This window comes from Pseudomonas sp. FP2294 (assembly GCF_030687625.1).
Taxonomy (GTDB): Bacteria; Pseudomonadota; Gammaproteobacteria; order Pseudomonadales; family Pseudomonadaceae; genus Aquipseudomonas; species Aquipseudomonas shahriarae.
On record NZ_CP117441.1, the window covers coordinates 1,075,609 to 1,094,484 of the forward strand.

The window sequence follows — 18,876 nt, forward strand, 5'->3', positions numbered from 1 at the left end:
CGTCATCACAGCGATGCGGCGGCCCCCCAAATCAATGTCGGATGAGGGGCATGCCGAGTCTAGGCGAGGCACCGAGTGGTGGGGCAAGAGTGTTTTGCTTACTTTCGCGCTCTACAAAAGTGAGCCGCTGTAAGAGCGGAACCAATAGCCGCCATTACAAAAAGCGGATATGTACTCAATCAAGACCTATTGCTGAGCAATGCTGTACCCAGCAAACGCCGTCTGCTGTTGCAGCGCCGTCACAATACTCTTGCGCGTCAAAGGCTGCTCGGCACCGGAGTTATCCACAAAGCTTTCACTCTCAAGCTCTGCCTCATCCCCTTCACCCACAAAACTAAAGCCCAAAAACTCCAGCGCCTCGCGGTCAACATTGAGCTTGGAACGCGGCGTGCGCATCGGCAGGGTCACGCTGATCCCGTCCTTGCTGATCACAAATACCTCAACTTCCTTCTTCGCCCGCGCAGCCTTGCCCTTGCCGGCGCTCGGGTTGCTGATGGCCTGGTGGGTCTGGTTCAACACCTTGAGCGCCAGGCCATACACCAGTTCCTGGAACTCGGGGTCGTCCTTGAAGCTGGAAAGGATTCGGCTGATCGAAAACTTGCTGCTCAGGTCTTCCAGGGCTGCGTTGTCGGCGGCTTCGGCGTCTTTGAGCTGCTTGAGCTGGCCCATCAAGTCATAGGCCTGGTCATCGTCAAAGGCATCGTGGGCCTGGCGGATGGCGACGCGCAATTCGCGGATCTGGTCGCTTTCCTTGGAGGTGTGGAACGCGTCCAGCACCATTTCACTGATGTTCTTGGCCGCTGGCACATGCTGTGAAAGATTGATGGCGTTTTCGTATTCAGCTTTGGACTGCAAAGTGACTACGGATTCTTCAGTACGGGAATCTGACATTGAAATTTCACTACTTCTGTAAGCGGGGAGACGGGAAAAACGTCGGGCATTTTCAAGGGCCGGGGTAGCAAGGTCAAGGCGGCACTCTGCCTTCATCGTCATCCGCGCTTACAGTTCCTGCATCTCCTGCAATTGCGCCTCCAGCGTTTCCCGCAGCCCGCTATCCCGTCGGGCGATAAACACCAGTTGCGCCGAGTCCTGCGCGTGCTCGCCGCTGGCCAGGCTGAACTGGCTGCGGTTGCCCACATGTTGCAACCAGAAGGGTTGCTCATTGCCCTGTAAATGCACCAGGCCTTTAAGGCGGAACAAGTCCTTGGGCAGTTGCCCCAGCCAATCGCGCAGGGCTTTGGCCGGCAGGGCCTGGGTGGCTTGCCAGGTCCAGCTTTCGAACAGTTCGTGGTGCGGCGTCGGCACGGGAGTGAAGCCGTTGCGCGGGGTGCGCTCGCCCAGCAGCAGGGCATCGGGGATCTGCGCCTGAACGGTGCTGATCACGCGTGTGCGGGCACCGATAGTTGCGCGCAGGCTTTGCAGTTCGGCGGCGCTGACCAGGTCGGCTTTGTTCAGCAGCACCAGGTCGGCACAGGCCACCTGAGCCCGGGACAAGCGTGCGAACTCACCTTCCAGGGCGCCATAGCTGCTGGCGTCCACCAGGGTGATCACCGTATCCAGATGCAGGTGCGCCTTGAGCTGTGGATAACCCAGGGTTTGCACAATGCGTTGCGGGTCGGACACACCGCTGCACTCGATGACGATACGGTCCAGGCGGGGGCGCAGTTGGCTCAGGCTCACCAGCTGCGCCAGCAGGTCCTCTTGCACGGTGCAGCAGATGCAGCCGTTCTGCAGGCTGAACACGGCGTCGGTGACTTCGGCGATGATCGCCGCATCGATGTTCAGCTCGCCGAAGTCATTGACGATCACCGCCATGCGCCCATGTTGCGGCTGCTGGGCGATGCGGTTGAGCAGGGTGGTCTTGCCTGCGCCGAGAAAGCCCGAAACTACCGTGACTGCAATGCTCTCGCTATTCATTCGATCACCGGCGGCAGGCCTTGCCACACGGCTTGCAGCGCCGTGCCTTCAAAGGTGTTGAGGCGGTCGTACACCGGCCGACCATCGACCAGGGTCAGCAGCACCTGGGTCTGGTGGATGTAGTTGCGCGCCGGCTGGGCGAACAGGTCACGGTCGATCACGATCAGGTCGGCGCACTTGCCCACCTCCAGGCTGCCGGTGGAGTGCTCCAGGCCCATGGCGTGGGCGCCGTTGAGGGTCGCCACTTGCAGTGCCTGTTCCAGGGTGATCGGCTCGCCGAAGCAGTCCGGTTCCTGGTTCCAGGGGTTCTGCCGGGTGACCATGGTTTCCAGGGCCAGCCACGGGTCAATCGAGGCCACCGGCCAGTCGGTGCCCATTACCGCCAGGCCGCCTTCGGCCAGCACGCCTTTGAAGTCGTAGATGCGCTTGAGGCGCTCGGCGCCATAACCGGAGCGGGCGCCGCTGGCAAACGGCGTCGGGTACCAGGCCGCCGGGGAGAATTCGGCGATCACATTCAGCGCCTTGAAGCGCTTGAGGTTGCCCGGATGCAGCAACGTGCTGTGGGCGCATTGGTGACGAATGCCGCTGTCACCGTTGACCCGCCGCGCTTCGGCGACCGCATCAAGGAATACATCGGAAGCGCCGTCGCCGGTGCAGTGAGCGATCACCCGCAGGCCACGGCGGTCCATGTCCACCACCATGTCGGTGATATGTTCCGGGGTCAGGTTGAGCTTGCCGCGCCAGGTGGAGTCGGCCGCCCAGGGGGTCATCAGGTACGAAGACTTGGGCTCCACGGTGCCGTCGAAGTGGAATTTCACCGCGTTGGCGTTCAGCCGCGCGCTGCGATAGTAGTGACGCTCGCCGCCGAGCAGTTCCCAGCGCCGGCGCACCGGGAAGATATCGTCCTGCCAACTGATCGCGGCTTCCACGCGCAGGCTCAATTCGCCCGCATCGTCCAGCTCCTTGAGGGCGTCCAGACGCCGCTCGCAGACGTGAACATACTTGGTCGCGGTAACGCCACGCGAGCTCTGGAAATGCACGCCGTCGCGATAGGCCCGGCGCAGCACCGCCACCGGGGTCGGCGGCATGGCCGCGTGGATCAGCGCGTAGGCACCGTCGATCATCAATCCGTTGGGTTCGCCGCTGAGTTCGTCGCGCTCCATATAGCCGTTGCGCGGGTCGGCGGTGTGGCGGTCGATGCCGGCCAGTTTCAAGGCGCAGGAGTTGACCATCATGGTCCCCCACATACGGTCCAGCAGCGCCACCGGGCGGTCCGGCATGATGCTGTCGAGCCATTCGCGCCCTGGGGTCAGCCCGGCTTCGCGGAAGGTGTAGCGCACCCAGTATTGGCCGTAGATCCAGCCATCGCCGGGGTGGGCATCGGCGTAGGCGTGGATCGCCGCCGCCAGTTGTTCGGGGGTGGGATCTTCGATGCCCACATCCAGGTCATCGCTGTAGCGTGGCGCCAGGGCGAGGTCGGGATGGGTGTGCATATCGTGCAGGCCGGGCATGCAGAATGCGCCCAGCAGGTCATGTTGGCGGGTCTGCGGGCCGATCAGGTGTTGCAGGTCGGCGAATGTACCGACTGCGATAAAACGTCCCCCGCGAATCGCCACCGCGTCGGCCCACGGCTGGGCCGGGTCGAGGGTGTAGAAGCGGCCGTGGTGCAGCACCAGGTCAGCGTGCTCGCCGACAACGGAGTGGGTGGAAGTGAATTGGTCGGAAGCGGTCACGGGGGAAACCTCAATATTCAGAAGCGGCGACGATCAAAGGGTGGGAGCTGGCTTGCCTGCGATGGCATCACCGCGTTGTGCCTGTGGGACCGAGTTGCCCGCATCGCGAGCACGCTCGCTCCCACATAAAGCTCAGCGGTTGGCGCGCAGGCCCTCGACAAACCCGGCAATCCGCTGGCAAGCGTCTTTGAGGGTGTCGTCGGCGACGGTAAAGGAGATGCGCACAAAGCCTTCGGCACTGGCGCCAAACGCCTGGGCATCGAGCACCGACACCCCGGTGGCGCGGAACAGCTGCCAGGCAAAGTCCATGCTCGACAGCCCGGTGCGGCGCACGTCCACCAGCATAAACATGCCGGCCTGTGGCACCCGGCAATCAAGGTCGGCGATGCCACCCAGGCCGGCCACCACCAGGTCGCGCCGGCGGCGATACACCGTGCGCGCGTCGCTCACCACCTCGTCATCCAGCTCCAGGGCCTTGATCGCCGCTTCCTGGATAAACCCGGGCAAGCCATAGAGCATGCACAGCAGCAGGTTATCCAGGTGGCCGACCAACGCGGTCGGCGCCACCACCCAGCCCACGCGCCAGCCGGTCATGGCGTGGGTTTTCGACAGGCTGTTGAGCACCACGGTGCGCTCGGCCATGCCTGGCAGCGAGGCAATGCTCAGGTGCGGCTGGTCGTAAGTGATCTGGCCGTAGACCTCATCGGAAATTACCCACAGGTCGTGCTCACGGGCGACTTCGGCCACCCACTCCAGCTCTTCACGGCTGTAGACGTTCCCGGTGGGGTTGCACGGCGTGGCCAGGGCAATGCCCCGGGTCTTGGCGGTAATGGCTTTTTCCAGGGCCGCGCGGGTCAGGCGAAAGCCGTTGGCTGCCGGTTGCTCGATGGTCGCGATGCGCGCCCCGGAAGCGTGGATGCACGCCTCATAGGTCAGGTACATCGGCTCCGGCACCAGCACTTCGTCGCCATGGCTGAACAGGCACAGCGAGGTGGCGAACAGGCCGTTTTGCGCACCGGCCACCAGGGCCACGTTATCGGCGTGTACGGCGATGCCTTGCAGACGGCTTTGCTTGGCCGCAATCGCCTCGCGCAGGGCCGGTCGGCCGAGGACATGGGTGTAGTGAGTGTCGCCGGCGCGCAGGGCGTCGACGGCGGTTTCGCAAATGGCACTGGCGGTGGCGAAGTCGGGATCGCCGACGCTCAACACAATCACATCTTCGCCACGGCCACGGGCTTCGACGGCCGCGTAGTGAATATCCCAGGCGCTAACGGACTCGCCACTAATGCGCTCGACAAACGGTGAATAACGCATCCTTGTTCTCCTAAAATTGATTCAAGCCTGGCGCTGCGGGACTTTGCCCCAGCGCGAGAAGACGTGTTCGATCACGAACGCCAGGACAATGTAGATCACCGCCACGGCCAACAGTGGCTCATACACCCGCAGCGTCTGCGCCCGCACCAGGTTGGCGGCGCCGAGCAGGTCGGTGACGGCCACGGTGGAGGCCAGCGCGGTCGCCTTGAGCAGCAACACGGTTTCGCCCACCAGGGTCGGCTTCACCAGCTCCAGGGCCCGTGGCAACCAGACCCGGCGCAGTACCATCAGGCGCTTCATGCCAAACGCCCGCGCCGCTTCCAGCTCGCCCCGTGGCACCGCACGCAGGGCGCCGCGCAGCACTTCGCCGACATACGCGCCGACACACAGAATCAGGGCCAGGGCCACGTACCAGAAGCCTTCACGCAAATACGGCCAGAGGAAGCTGCCGCGAATCAGCGGGTAGCTGGCAAACACGCTGCCCACGCCGTAATACAGGATGTAGATCTGCACCAGCAGCGGCGTGCCTCGGAACACCGCGGTATAGGCGCGCAACGGCCCACTGATCAGCGGGTTGGACGACAAGCGCCCCAAGGCCACCAGCACCGCCAGCAAAAAGCCAAACACCCCGGACAAGGCCAGCAACTTCAGGGTGATACCCAGGCCGTGCAGCAGATCGTTGCCAAAACTGTTGATCCATGAAAAGTCCATCGGCTGCGCTCCTTAGTGCTGCGGCATCCAGCGGTTGATCCGTCGCTCGAACACCCGGAAGGCGCCGTTGGAAATCAGGGTGATGATGAAATACACCGCCGCCACCGCCAGGTAGAACACCAGGTAATGCTTGGTGGAGCCGGCCGCCTGTTTGCCCACCGAGAGCAACTCGCTGTAGCCGACGATGCTGATCAGTGCGCTGTCCTTGACCAGCACCAGCCACAGGTTCGACAGACCGGCCATGGCAAACGGCAACATGCTCGGCAGCAACACCCGGCGCACCAGCAGCCAGCGCTCGATGCCAAAGGCCCGAGCCGCTTCCAGCTGGCCGACGGGAATGGCCTGGATCGCGCCGCGAATGATCTCCGCGGAGTACGCGCCCTGAACGATGCCCAGCACCAGCACGGCGGCGATAAAACCGTTGACCGTCACGCTGTCGCGGCCCATGGCGGCCATCGCCATATTCAGCAGGTCGGTGCCGGCGTAATACAGCAGCAAAATCAGCAGCAGCTCCGGCACCGCGCGGTACAGCGTGGTGTACAGGTTGGCCAGGCGCACCATCCAGCGTGGGCCCTTGAGCTTGATCATGGCCACCAGCAAACCGATGCCCAGGCCCAGCACAAAAGCCCCGGCGGAAATCTGCAAGGTCACCACCGCGCCCTGGAGCAGCGCGTTGAGCCAGCCGTCGGCGACGAACAACTGGGTGAGTTCGGACAAAGAAATCATGGCGCGTTCCGTTGGACGTTATTGCGCGGAAATATCGACGCTGAAATAGCGGCTGCGAATTTTGTCGTAGGTGCCGTCGGCCTTGATCGCCGCCAACGCGGTGTTGAGCTGCTCGCGCAGGCTGTCGTCGCCCTTGCGCACGGCGGCACCGATACCGGAACCGAACAACGGGTCTTTGGGCGCCAGGCCCTTGTCAGCCAGGCCACTGCCGGCATTGGACTTGAGCATCGGCTCGATGGTCAGCGCGTCGGCCAGCATCACGTCGATGCGCCCGCTTTGCAGGTCGGCGGTCATGTCGTCCTGGGTGTTGTAGTAGCGCAGGGTCGAGCCCTTGGCGTAGTAGGTCTTGAGGTAGGTGGCGTTGGAGGTCGAGCCCTGCACACCAATCAACTTGCCCTTTAGACCTTCGGGGGTGGTGACCAGGTCCAGGCTTTTGTCGGCGACCCACATGGCCGGGGTCTGGTAGTAGGGGGCGGTAAAGGCGATGACCTTTTCGCGCTCTTCGGTGATGCTTAGGGAGTTGAGGATCACGTCGATCTGGCTCGATTGCAGCGCCGGGATCAAACCGTCCCAGGACACTTCCTTGAGCGGGCATTGGGCTTGCAGGCGTTCGCACAGGGCCTTGATCAGGTCTGGTTCGAAACCGCTCCAGGCGCCATTGCCGGCTTTTTCGGAGAACGGCGGGTAGGGTTCCAGGGCGATGCCGAACACTATTTTTTCGGCGGCCACTGCGCTGTGGGAAAGCACGGCGAGCACGCAGCCGGCGGCGAGGGATTTCAGAGAGTTATGCATGGCTTGACCCTTTCGAAGTTATTGTTTTGAAGGATGGAAGCGGCAGTTCAAACGCGATTGTCCTGGGCCATGACGAACTGGCGACAACGCTCGCTGGTGGGGTTCTGGAAGACTTGCTGGGGCGTGCCTTCTTCTTCAACCAATCCCTGGTGCAAAAACATGACCTTGCTCGATACATCCCGGGCAAACGCCATTTCGTGGGTGACGAGGATCATGGTGCGGCCTTCTTCGGCGATGCCCTGGATCACCTTCAGCACTTCGCCGACCAACTCCGGGTCGAGGGCCGAGGTGGGTTCATCCATCAGCAATACGCGCGGGCGCATGGCCAGGGCGCGGGCGATGGCCACGCGCTGTTGCTGACCACCGGAGAGGAAGGCCGGGAAGGTATCGCGCTTGCTCGCCAGGCCGACTTTTTCCAGCAGGTGCTCGGCGTGGGCGATGGCGTCCTTGCGGTCTTCACCCAGCACATACACCGGTGCTTCGATGACATTTTCCAGCACGGTGCGGTGGGGCCACAGGTTGAAGCTCTGGAACACCATGCCCAGTTGCGTGCGCAGGCGTGCCACCTGGTCGGGATCGGCGATCAGCGGGTTGCCGGCGCGGTCCTTTTTCAGGCGCACTTCTTCGCCATTGATGCGCAGGCTGCCGCTGCACGGGATCTCCAGCAGGTTGATGCAACGCAGCAGGGTGCTTTTGCCCGAACCGCTGGAGCCGATCAGCGACACCACATCGCCTTCGTTGGCGCGCAGGGAAATGCCTTTGAGAACATGGTGCGCGGCATAGCTCTTGTGCAGAGCATCAATGGCGACCACCGGGGTGACTGGGTTCAAGGGTTATCCCTCTTTATTTTTGTAGATTAGGCAGTTTTCTGCAGGAGCCGGCTCCTGCGCAAAGCTGCACAGGCATGCAGTGATGAGGATCGAGAATAGCCACTGGCCACATGAGGTCAATCGAGCATTTTTCGCTCGATATTGAAATTTAATTCAACTGTCCCGTTCGCCGGTGGCTATGTCTGACGGCTGATTCCGGCTATGGTGCGGGTATCTTCGAGCAGGTGAACATCCATGCGTTACCCCTCCATGACCGCTTTGCGGGCGCTGGACGCGGTGGCCCGGCTGGGCAGCGTGTCCGAGGCAGCCGCCGAGCTGAACCTCACCCCCAGCGCCATCAGCCACCAGATCAAAAGCCTGGAACAGACCCTGGGGTTTGCCCTGACCGAGCGCACCGGGCGCAACATCCGCATCACCTGGCAGGGCGAGCGCTATGCTCGGGATATCCACGGGCTGCTGGCCAATATCCTTGAAGCCGGGCAGCGTTTCGATGGCCAGCAGGTCAGCGGGCGCCTGTGTATCAGCAGCCCGGCGGGGTTTGCCACCTATTGGCTGTGCACCCATATCGCCGACTTCCAGGCACTTTATCCACAGGTCGAACTGCACCTGATATCACCGCGCACCCCGGACGACACCAGCGACCACGGCGCCGACCTGTTTATCGCCTACGGCATGGGCGACTGGCCTAACCAGCATGTGCAGAAGATCGTCTCGCTGCGTTATTTCCCGGTGTGCAGCCCGCGCCTGGTCAACACCATGGGCGGCCTGAAGAACCCGGAACACCTGGCCGGCGCACCGCTGCTGCATATGATCGACTACTCCGACTGGCGCGTATGGCTGGCCGCCGCCGGGGCGCCGAATGTGGATGTGCAGCGTGGCATCGTGTTTGCCGATGCGCACTTTGTGCAGTCGGCGTGCATCGCCGGCCAGGGCATCGCCATGGGCGACAACCTGATCAGCGGCGAGGCCCTGGCCAGGGGCTTGCTGGTGCGGCCGTTCGAGACCGAGATCGAATCCAACCGTGGCTATTACCTGGTGGCCGATCACCAGAAAGTCGAGCGCCCGGTGGTGCAGGCGTTTGGCGAGTGGGTGAAGTCGCAGCTGGGTGGCGGGCTGTAGTGCGCGGCAATCCGTGAATTTTTTTTGCCAATGGCCGGCAAATTTTTTGCTTGTCCGCCCTCGGAGCGCCCCCTAAGGTCCGACCAATCGACACAGAACAATAAGAAGGAAATGAGCAATGACCACCTGTGCCCAGTCCCTGGTTCGCCTGCTGGAAGGTTATGGGGTAGATACCGTGTTCGGCATCCCCGGTGTGCACACCGTCGAGCTCTATCGCGGCCTGCATGGCAGCCGTCTGCGGCATGTCAGCCCGCGCCATGAGCAGGGCGCCGGGTTTATGGCCGACGGCTACGCCCGCGCCAGTGGCAAGCCGGGCGTGTGTTTCATCATTACCGGCCCCGGCATGACCAATATTCTGACCGCCATGGGCCAGGCCTATGCCGACTCGGTGCCGATGCTGGTGATATCCACCACCAACCGCCGCGAACATCTGCGCCTGGGCCACGGGCATCTGCACGAGCTGCCGGACCAGCGGGCGATGGTCGCCGGTGTGTGTGCCTTCAGCCATACCCTGCAATCACCGGAGCAATTGCCGGAACTGCTGGCCCGCGCCTTCGCCGTGTTCAAGTGCGCGCGCCCGCGCCCGGTGCATCTGGAAATCCCCCTGGATGTGCTGGAGATGCCGGCCATCGACCTCAACCTGATGCCCCGCAGCCTGCCCGGCGCCCCGGCTCCGGCGCCGGCCTCGCTGCGGGCGGCGCTGAGCCTGCTCAATGAAGCGCGGCGGCCGCTGATCCTCGCCGGCGGCGGCGCCCGTGATTGCGCTGAGGTGTTGCAGCAACTGGCCGAACGCCTGCAAGCGCCGGTGGCCCTGACCACCAATGCCCGTGGCCTGCTGCCCATGGGTCACCCGCTGTTGCTGGATGGTGTGCAGTCGTCCAGGCATGGCCGCTCGTTGTTTGACGAGGCCGATGTGATCCTCGCCGTGGGCACTGAATTGGGAGAAACCGACTACGACTTCTTCGGCCTTGGCCCACTGAAATTCAAGGCACCGCTGATCCGCCTGGATATCGACCCGATGCAAGTCATGGGCGTGCAACGCGCCCATGTCGGGCTGCTGGGCGATGCCCGCGAAGGCTTGCAGGCGTTGCTGGCTGCGGTCAGCCCGCCAGCGCCGAGCGGGCGTTGGGCACAGGACAGCGTGCAGCGCGTCAACCGTCTGGAACGCGAGAGCTGGAACGCCAAGCAACAGGGGCTGCAAGGCTTGCTGGACCTGCTGCGCGACAGCCTGGTCGACCCGCTGATCGTCGGCGACTCGACCCAGCCGGTGTACCAGGGTGCGGTGGGCTACCAAGCGCCGGCGGCCAACAGTTGGTTCAACGCCGGCACCGGCTACGGCACCCTCGGCTACGGATTGCCAGCGGCCATTGGTGCCAAGCTGGCCAAGCCCGAACGGCCAGTGGTGGCACTGGTCGGCGATGGCGGCCTGCAGTTTGCCAGCAACGAACTGATCGCGGCCCGCGAGGCCGGCATCGGTGTGATCCTGGTGGTGTGGAACAACCAGTGCTACGGCGAGATCCGGGACTATATGCAGGCCCGGGAAATCGCGCCGCTGGGGGTGGATATCCTGACCCCGGACTTTGCCGCGATGGCCCGCAGCTGCCACGTCGCCTATCACACGGCCGACACGCCACAGGCCTTGCACGGGTTGTTGCAAACCCTGGTCGACAGCCGTCAACCGGTGATGATCGAGCTCGACGCCGCGCACTACCTGCAAAACGCCTGAACCGCCCTCGGCCTGATCCATATCAACGGGCTCCCCTCGAAAATCCGCTACAACAAACCGGGGCTTACAAAGCCCCGGTTGTCCGCCTGATGACCTCATAAAAACGCAGACAAACCTGTACCCAGGGGCCAACCCCCCGGCCAGGTTATTAAAGGAATAATGCGATGGCCCTTTCTCTGTCACGTTTGGCCTGGATGGGGGCGACGCTGTGTCTTGCGCTTCCCCTGCACGCCAACGAACCCGCCAAACCCGATACCGAACTGATTGCCCAGGGCAAATACGTTGCCCAATTGGGTGACTGCATCGCCTGCCACACCGCCAAGCAAGGCCCCGAGATGGCGGGTGGCCTGGAGCTGAGCACGCCCATGGGCATCATCTACTCCAGCAACATTACCCCGGACCGCGAGACCGGGATTGGTGCCTATACCTTCGAACAGTTCGACCGTGTGATGCGCGAAGGCGTGACGCCGGCGGGTATGAACCTGTACCCGGCGATGCCGTATCCGTCCTACGCGAAGATGAGCGAAGAGGACATGCGTGCCTTGTTCGCCTACCTGATGCACGCCGTCGAGCCGGTGAAACAGGCCAACCTCGAAGCCGACATGGGCTTCCCGTTCAACCAGCGCTGGGGCCTGGCGTTGTGGAATTTCATGTTCCTCGACAAGCAACCGTTCCAGCCCGACCCGGCCCGGGATGCCGTGCTCAACCGGGGCGCCTATCTGGTCCAGGGCCTCGGCCACTGTGGCTCGTGCCACACCCCGCGCGGTATCGCCTTCCAGGAAAAAGCCATGAGCGACGCCGGCAGCAGCGGCGAGCATTACCTGGGCGGGGAAACCGTCGAGCATTGGCGCGCCTTGAGCCTGCGCAACCTATGGACGGTGCAAGACACCGTGCAACTGCTCAAGACCGGGCAGAACCGCTTTGCCACGGTATCGGGCAACATGGTGGACGTGATCCGGCACAGCACCCAGCACTTCACGGATGCTGACCTGACGGCCATTGCGACCTATCTCAAATCCCTGCCACCGGGCAAGGATGACCTGCCGATGCCGGCCGTCGCCAAAGGCCCGGCCGAACTGCCCAAGGACTTGTTCACCAGCCGTGGCGGCCTGGGCTATATGCAGTTCTGCAGCGATTGCCACCGCAGCGATGGCGCGGGCGTGAAGGGCCTGTTCCCGGCATTGGCCGGCAACACCGGCGTGGTTGCCAGCAACCCGACCTCGTTGCTGCACATCACCCTGACCGGTTGGGAAACCGCCGAGACCGCCGCCCATCCACGGGTCTACACCATGCCGGGCTTTGCCAGGCTTGCGAACAACGAAGTGGCGGAAATCCTCACCTTTGTGCGCACACGCTGGGGCAACGAAGGCACGCCGATCAGCACCGCCCAGGTGAAGAAAATGCGTGACCAACTCAACCCGGTGAGCACCGACTCCTCGGCGTTCGAGACGCCGCGCCTGGCCAACCTGCTGGCAGCATCCAATGCCGATCAAGTGGTCCGCGGCATGCGCCTGCACCTGCAAACCAAGGAACTGCTGCCAGACAATGTCGGCAACGCGCTGAACTGCACCAGTTGCCATCTCAACGCTGGCACCGTGGCAGATGGCTCGCCGTTTGTGGGCGTGTCGGCCTTCTTCCCCAGCTACGCCCCACGTGCCGGCAAGGTGGTGAGCCTGGAGGAGCGCATCAACGGCTGCTTCCGCCGCTCGATGAACGGCAAGCCAATACCGCCTCAATCGGCGGATATGCAGGCGATGGTGGCGTACTTCGACTGGATGAAAAACAACACCAAGCCCGAGGATAAAGTCCCTGGCCGTGGTGTCGGCAAGATCGACCCGGCCATCAAGCCCGACCTGGCCAATGGCGAGCAGGTCTACGCCAAGCAATGCGCGGTGTGCCACGGCAGCGACGGCGAGGGCCTGGCCCGTGCCGACGGCAGCCTGGTGTACCCACCGTTGTGGGGCGACCAGTCCTTCAACATCGGCGCTGGCATGGCCCGCACCTACACGGCGGCCGCGTTCGTCAAACGCAATATGCCGATCGGCTTCCACGAGAAATTCCCGTTGGGCCAGGGCGGCTTGTCGGACCAGGAAGCGGTAGACGTTGCCGCCTACTTCTCGCAAAAACCACGCCCGGACTTCCCGGACAAGGTGAAGGACTGGCCGAACGGCGGTAAGCCGGTGGACGCGCGTTACTGACCTCAACCCTGTAGGGGCCGACTTGTCGGCTCCTACAGCGCCAGCCTGAATTCCCGGCTCATCCGATCCTGTTCTTGACGAGATACGTCCATGGCGTTGGCCAATGTCGGCCATTGGCGATCCGCAGGTGGCCGTCGCATTGGACGTGCGCCGCCCAATGTTCTGCCTGGAGCAATCAGTATCCGTTGCCAATCGCCACCTTTGGCGGCGATATGGGCTATGTCCTGTCCCAAACCCAGTACCTGCAGCACAGACAGGCCGAGGGTGACAGCCGCATCGCCTCGCTCCAGAGCCCGCTGGGTCATCTGCGACATGCCGGCGCGTCGAGCTGTGCCAGGCATTTCTCCAGAATATCCAAGCCTTCCTCCAACACCGCCGGCTCGATGGTCAGCGGGGCCAGTAAGCGGATGATATGCCGGGCCTTGCCGCTGGGCATCAGCAGCAATCCTGCGTCGCGGGCCAGGTTCAGCAGTTGTTGGAGTTGGGCGCTGGCTGGGCTGCCGTCGGGGTTGACCAACTCGATACCGCGCATGGCGCCGACGCCGGTCAGGCGGCCGAGGTAGGGCGAGATTTTTTTCGCCTGCCAGGCGGCATGGCGCCCGCAGATCGCGGCTTCCTGTTGTTCGCCCCAGGCTTGCAGGTGTTCGTCGCTCATCACATCCAGGGTGGCCAGGGCGGCCGCGCAGGCGATCGGGTTGCCGGAATAGGTGCCGCCCAGGCCGCCTTTGGGCAGGTTGTCCAGCAAGGCCTTGCGTCCGACCACGGCGCCCAGGGGCACGCCGCCGGCGATGCTTTTGCCCAGCAGGATCAGGTCGGGTTCGATGCCCAGGCGTGAGAAGGCGAAACGCTGGCCAGTGCGGCCAAAGCCGGATTGGATTTCGTCGGCGATCAACAGAATGCCGTGTTCATCGCACAGGCGCCGCAGGGCTCTGGCGAAGGGAATGTCGAGGGCCAGGAAACCGGCTTCGCCCTGCACCGGTTCGAGGATGAAACAGGCCACGTCGGCGATGTCGATTTCGACGCTGAACAGGCGCTCCATGGCTTTGAGTGCATCGTCTGTGGTCACGCCATTGTCTGCGCTGGGGTAGGGCAGGTGATAAACCGGGCCGGGTAGCACGCCGACTTTTTGCTTGTAGGGCGCCACCTTGCCGTTGAGGTTGAGGGTGGCCAGGGTGCGCCCGTGGAAGCCGCCGTCAAAAGCAATCACGGCGGTGCGGCCGGTGGCGCCACGGACGATCTTCAGCGCGTTCTCGGCGGCTTCGGCGCCGCTGTTGGTCAGCATGCCGCTGACCGGGTAAGCCACCGGGATAAAGGCGCTGAGGCGCTCCATCAACTGGATATAGGGCGCGTGCGGCGCGGCATTGAAGGCGTAATGGGTGAGCCGGGTAGCCTGCTCGCGAATCGCCTCGACCACAGTCGGGTGGCAATGGCCGAGGTTGAGCACGCCAATGCCGCCGACAAAGTCGATATAGCGCTTGCCCTCGGTGTCCCAGACTTCGGCGTTGCGCCCGTGGCTCAGGCAGATGGGATGGACGATGGAAATCGACTGGCTGATGGTTTCGTGGCTCATGGATCACGGGCTCGCAAAAGGGCGGTTTGCGCCTATCTAAGCCGCGAGCGCGGTGGCCCGGCAAACGAAATAAAGTCGCCGGGTCATTCGCAAAAATCGGGATGTGGCAATGGCTTTGCTGTGGGAGTGGGCTTGCCCGCGATGGTGGTGTATCAGTCAGCAGATGGGTTGGTTGATTTGGTTGTTGGGGATGTGTACATATCCGTTGCTGCGGTCACGGCCACTTAGGGTTCCGCCCTTACGGCGGCTCACTTTGGAAGAGCGCCAAAGTAAGCAAAGCGCTCTTGCCCCACCACTCGGTGCCTCGCCTAGGCTCGGCATGCCCGCAGCCAGGCATTGCTCCGTGGGCCCGCCGCGATCGGCCATCCCTGGCCGTGTCGCGGCTACCCCGGCATCCATGCCGGGGTGCCCACTGCGCAATACCTGCCTGCGGCCATCGTGGTTTAACGGGGCGCCTGAGATCAAGATCAAAAGCCAGATCAAAAGCAGAGCAAAAGCAGAGCAACAGCAGAGCAACAGCAGAGCCAGAGCGCGAAGCTGCATTCCCCCTGTGGGAGCTGGCTTGCCTGCGATGGCGGTGTATCAGTCGATAAATGTATTGGCTGATACACCGCCATCGCAGGCAAGCCAGCTCCCACAGGTATATGCGTACATCTCGACGATCAGGTCGGCTCTAAGGCCGCCTCGCTTTGCTTGTGATTTTGATCTTAGGCGCCCCGTTAAACCACGCTGGCCGTCATCCGATATTGATTTGGGGGGTAACCCGGCAGGACGCCGGGTTAGCCGCGCTGGGCCAGGGATGGCCCATCGCGGCGGCCCCCCAAATCAATGTCGGATGACGGGCACACCGAGCCTAGGCGAGGTGCCGAGTGGTGGGGCAAGAGCCCTTTTGGTTACTTTTGGGGCTCTTTTCCAAAAGTGACCCGCTGTAAGAGCGGAACCAATAGCCGCCGTTACCGAAGCAACGGATATGTACACATACCCAGAAGAGAGTGTGTAGATACCTATGCCGCGATGGGGGAGCATCAGGCAGCCCATCAGTTGACTGATACACCACCATCGCAGGCAAGCCCGCCCCCACAGTGAGAGTGGGTGTACTCCACCATCCACTGCAAAAACGCCTTCACCTTGGGAATCTCCCCAGCATGCTCGGCATGGGCGATAAAGTGCGCGCCACTGCTGGGCATCGCATAGTCCCATGGCACCACCAGGCTGCCCTGGGCCAATTCGTCAGCCACCAGGTAGTGCGGCACCAGTGCCACGCCGTAACCCGATTGCGCCGCGCGTATGCACATGTAGAACGTGTCGAAGCGCGGCCCGTGGTAGCTGTTCTGTGAATGCAGGCCCTGTTCCAGGAACCACTCGTGCCAGGCCTCGGGCCGTGAGGTGCATTGCAGCAAGGTGTGTTGCGATGAAGCGTCGCTGCCCTGGGCGACAAACCCCGGTGCGCACACCGGCACTACCGCTTCGCGAAACAGCTCAATGCAGGTGGCCCCCGGCCATGACCCCTGGCCGAAGAAGAACGCGATATCGGCCTTGGCCTGCAGCACGTCGAAGGGTTCGAGCTCGTTGCGCACATCCAGGTGGATATTCGGATGACGGGCGGCAAAGTCCTTGAGCTTGGGCACCAGCCAGCGGTCGCCGAAGGTCGGTTGGGTGGCGATGCGCAGCACCTCGGTTTCACCACCGTAGGTGAGGATATAGCGACTGGAGATATCCACCTGGGTCAGGATCTTGTGCACTTCTGCCAGGTACAGCGAGCCCGCCGGCGACAGGTACAGACGCTGGCGCACGCGTTCGAAGAGCTTGTGGCAGAGCATTTCCTCCAGTTGCGCCACTTGCTTGCTCACCGCACTTTGGGTCAGGTGCAGTTCTTCGGCGGCACGGGTGAAGCTCAGGTGCCGGGCAGCGGCTTCGAAGCATTGCAGGGCAGTCATCGAAGGGGTCAAGCGTTTTGAGATCATGGGAGTTCATTCCAAACAGGAAGGAGCCTTTGCCTAAACGTCATTTGTGACCCAGGTGTAAAGCCGTTGATACTGACCGGCAACACTATAAATAAACTGGCCCGGGTTTGCGGCGCCAAATAATAAAATCCAACACGGAGAGCCTTGCATGCAGCATCTGAAATCCACCCTGGCAGCACTCACCGCCGCCACTGTCCTGGGCCTGGCCGGCACCGCTCACGCAGGCGCGACCCTGGACGCGATCCAGAAAAAGGGCTTTATCCAATGTGGGGTCAGCGACGGCTTGCCAGGCTTCGGCGTGCCGGACGCCCAGGGCAAGATGACCGGCATCGACGTTGATGTGTGCCATGCCGTTGCCGCCGCCGTGTTTGGCGATGCTTCGAAGGTCAAATTCACCCAACTGACCGCCAAGGAGCGCTTCACCGCGTTGCAATCCGGGGAAATCGACGTGATCTCGCGCAATACCACCTGGACCAGCTCCCGGGATTCCGGAATGGGCCTGGTGTTTACCGGCGTGACCTATTACGACGGTATCGGGTTTCTGGTGAATACCAAGCTGGGAGTGGCCCACGCCAAGGAGCTGGATGGCGCGACCATCTGTATCCAGGCCGGCACCACCACCGAGTTGAACGTCTCGGATTACTTCCGTGCCAATGGCATGAAATACACCCCGATCACCTTCGACACCGCCGATGAAAGTGCCAAGGGCCTGGAAGCCGGCCGTTGCGACGTGCTGACCACCGACCAGTCGGGCCTGTACGCCCAGCGGATCAAGATGGCGCACCCGGATGAGTTTATCGTGCTGCCGGAAGTGATCTCCAAGGAACCCCTGGGCCCGCTGGTGCGCAAGGGTGATGACGACTGGTTCAGCATCGTCAAGTGGACGCTGTTTGCCATGCTCAATGCCGAGGAAATGGGCATCACCTCGAAGAACGTCGAGGAACAGGCCAAGACCACCAAGAACCCCGACATCGCCCGCCTGCTGGGGGCCGATGGGGAGTACGGCAAGGATTTGAAGCTGCGCAAGGACTGGGTGGTGCAGATCGTCAAGCAAGTAGGCAACTATGGCGAGGTGTTCGAGCGCAACATTGGCCAGGGCAGCGTGCTGAAGATCCCGCGCGGCCTCAATGCGCTGTGGAACAACGGCGGCATCCAGTACGCGCCGCCGGTGCGCTAACGGTTATTGCGAAACCCGGTCCTTGCCCGCGGCCTTGGACCGGTACAGCGCCTGGTCCGCCCGGGCCATCAGGTCGGCGGGTGATTCGCCATCGAGGCGCTGTACCACCCCCAGGCTCAGGGTCACGTTGAAATCGCCCATGGGAGGCAGGTCGAGCACCGCCCGGCGAATGCGCTCGGCCAGTATCCGGGCGGTTTCCACGGTGCTCTTGGGCATAATCAGCATAAACTCGTCGCCCCCCCAACGTGCCAGCAGGTCGCCCTGACGCACGCAATGCTCCAGGCATTCGACTACCCGCAGCAGGGTGGCATCGCCCACGGCGTGTCCATGCTGGTCGTTGATCAACTTGAAGTCATCGACATCCATGGCAATCACCGCCAGCGGCAGACGAAACCGCTGAGCGCGCGCACACTCTTCGAGCAGGGCTTTTTCCAGGCGATAGCGGTTGGCGATGCGGGTCAAGGTATCGCGCTCGGCCAGGGAGCGGTTTTCCTCGAGCTGTAACTGCAGTTGCTGGTTGACCCGCGACAGTTCGCGGGTGCGTTCAGCCACCAGCGCTTCAAGGGATTGGTTGCGCCGCTCAAGCTGTTCCAGGGAGCGTTTGCGCTCATGAATGCTGCGGTGGGCGCCGACCATGCGCGACACCGAGCCATCGGCATTGCGGGCAATGATGTAGCCACGGTCTTCGATCCACAGCCAGGTACCGTCTTTTTTTCGACAGCGGTATTCGGCTTGATAGTGAGGGGTGCGGCTATTGATGTAGTCATCGAAGACTTTCATCACATGGGGGTAATCGTCGGGGTGGATCACGCTTTCCCAGGTGAAGACGGTGTTTTCCAGGGAATGGTGATCGTAACCGAGCATTTCGTACCAGCCGGGGTTGCGATAGACAAACCCGGTGTTGGCATTCCAGTCCCAGATTCCATCGCTGACCAGTTCCATGATGGCATGGACCAGGTCGGCGTTGACGTCGAAAAGCTCACTGTTCAACGGATCCAAATCGGATGTATCGCCCATCTGCGCGCTCCCTGCGAGGATGCCGGCTCATTGTGGCCAGTCAGGTGTTAACGCCGATACTCCGTGGCTGGGCGTACTGTAC

At 62.7% G+C, this 18,876-nt stretch carries 16 protein-coding genes; 4 read left to right on the forward strand and 12 right to left on the reverse strand.

Annotation, left to right across the window (positions count from 1 at the left end; translation table 11 throughout):
* Positions 1-186: 186 nt before the first annotated feature.
* From PSH73_RS04695 to PSH73_RS04730, 8 genes are all read right to left on the reverse strand, one after another.
* On the reverse strand, positions 187-891 hold the full coding sequence (locus PSH73_RS04695; protein ID WP_169960557.1) for a hypothetical protein: 705 nt from the start codon (positions 889-891) through the stop codon (positions 187-189).
* A 108-nt stretch (positions 892-999) separates the two neighbouring features.
* Positions 1,000-1,917 (reverse strand): GTP-binding protein, encoded by a 918-nt coding sequence (locus PSH73_RS04700; protein ID WP_305462029.1) that lies wholly within the window; start codon positions 1,915-1,917, stop codon positions 1,000-1,002.
* Positions 1,914-3,650 (reverse strand): amidohydrolase, encoded by a 1,737-nt coding sequence (locus tag PSH73_RS04705; RefSeq protein WP_120731706.1) that lies wholly within the window; start codon positions 3,648-3,650, stop codon positions 1,914-1,916. The genes PSH73_RS04700 and PSH73_RS04705 overlap by 4 nt, the downstream gene beginning before the upstream one ends.
* 132 nt (positions 3,651-3,782) lie before the next feature.
* Complete coding sequence (locus PSH73_RS04710) at positions 3,783-4,964, reverse strand: pyridoxal phosphate-dependent aminotransferase (protein ID WP_057960592.1); 1,182 nt, start codon at positions 4,962-4,964, stop codon at positions 3,783-3,785.
* A gap of 21 nt (positions 4,965-4,985) precedes the next feature.
* Entirely contained in the window at positions 4,986-5,675 is a 690-nt protein-coding gene (locus PSH73_RS04715; RefSeq protein ID WP_305462031.1) for an ABC transporter permease, read from the reverse strand.
* Positions 5,676-5,687: 12 nt separating this feature from the next.
* Entirely contained in the window at positions 5,688-6,401 is a 714-nt protein-coding gene (locus PSH73_RS04720) for an ABC transporter permease (RefSeq protein ID WP_057437878.1), read from the reverse strand.
* Positions 6,402-6,419: 18 nt separating this feature from the next.
* Positions 6,420-7,193, reverse strand: coding sequence for a transporter substrate-binding domain-containing protein (locus tag PSH73_RS04725; protein ID WP_170060196.1), 774 nt, complete (start codon positions 7,191-7,193; stop codon positions 6,420-6,422).
* Positions 7,194-7,240: 47 nt separating this feature from the next.
* Positions 7,241-8,023: an ABC transporter ATP-binding protein gene (locus tag PSH73_RS04730; protein WP_038446245.1), complete on the reverse strand. Its 783-nt coding sequence runs from the start codon at positions 8,021-8,023 to the stop codon at positions 7,241-7,243.
* Between the two features lie 234 nt (positions 8,024-8,257).
* Between PSH73_RS04730 and PSH73_RS04735 the strand changes: the two genes are divergently transcribed.
* The 3 genes from PSH73_RS04735 to PSH73_RS04745 all read left to right on the forward strand — a co-directional run bounded on the left by PSH73_RS04735 (position 8,258) and on the right by PSH73_RS04745 (position 13,066).
* Positions 8,258-9,142, forward strand: coding sequence for a LysR substrate-binding domain-containing protein (locus PSH73_RS04735; protein ID WP_057960590.1), 885 nt, complete (start codon positions 8,258-8,260; stop codon positions 9,140-9,142).
* Between the two features lie 118 nt (positions 9,143-9,260).
* Positions 9,261-10,868 (forward strand): 5-guanidino-2-oxopentanoate decarboxylase, encoded by a 1,608-nt coding sequence (locus tag PSH73_RS04740; RefSeq protein WP_170044835.1) that lies wholly within the window; start codon positions 9,261-9,263, stop codon positions 10,866-10,868.
* A 164-nt stretch (positions 10,869-11,032) separates the two neighbouring features.
* Positions 11,033-13,066, forward strand: a complete 2,034-nt coding sequence (locus tag PSH73_RS04745) for a c-type cytochrome (RefSeq protein ID WP_120731713.1) — start codon at positions 11,033-11,035, stop codon at positions 13,064-13,066.
* A 32-nt stretch (positions 13,067-13,098) separates the two neighbouring features.
* Here the strand turns inward: PSH73_RS04745 and PSH73_RS04750 are convergent, their stop codons facing one another.
* The 3 genes from PSH73_RS04750 to PSH73_RS04760 form a co-directional block, all read right to left on the reverse strand.
* Positions 13,099-13,380, reverse strand: coding sequence for a hypothetical protein (locus PSH73_RS04750; protein ID WP_057960587.1), 282 nt, complete (start codon positions 13,378-13,380; stop codon positions 13,099-13,101).
* Positions 13,368-14,636, reverse strand: coding sequence for an aspartate aminotransferase family protein (locus tag PSH73_RS04755; protein WP_186626328.1), 1,269 nt, complete (start codon positions 14,634-14,636; stop codon positions 13,368-13,370). Before PSH73_RS04755 ends, PSH73_RS04750 begins: the two co-directional genes overlap by 13 nt.
* Positions 14,637-15,673: 1,037 nt before the next feature.
* The gene (locus tag PSH73_RS04760; protein ID WP_128593804.1) at positions 15,674-16,600 is read right to left on the reverse strand and encodes a LysR substrate-binding domain-containing protein; all 927 of its coding nucleotides are present in this window, start codon (positions 16,598-16,600) and stop codon (positions 15,674-15,676) included.
* 148 nt (positions 16,601-16,748) lie between these two features.
* Between PSH73_RS04760 and PSH73_RS04765 the strand changes: the two genes are divergently transcribed.
* Entirely contained in the window at positions 16,749-17,777 is a 1,029-nt protein-coding gene (locus tag PSH73_RS04765) for an amino acid ABC transporter substrate-binding protein (protein WP_057437889.1), read from the forward strand.
* 3 nt (positions 17,778-17,780) lie between these two features.
* On the opposite strand, the gene PSH73_RS04770 is transcribed toward PSH73_RS04765, so the two are convergent.
* A complete protein-coding gene (locus tag PSH73_RS04770; protein ID WP_057960584.1) occupies positions 17,781-18,794 on the reverse strand; it encodes a diguanylate cyclase domain-containing protein in 1,014 nt (337 codons plus the stop codon).
* Between the last annotated feature and the right edge of the window lie 82 nt (positions 18,795-18,876).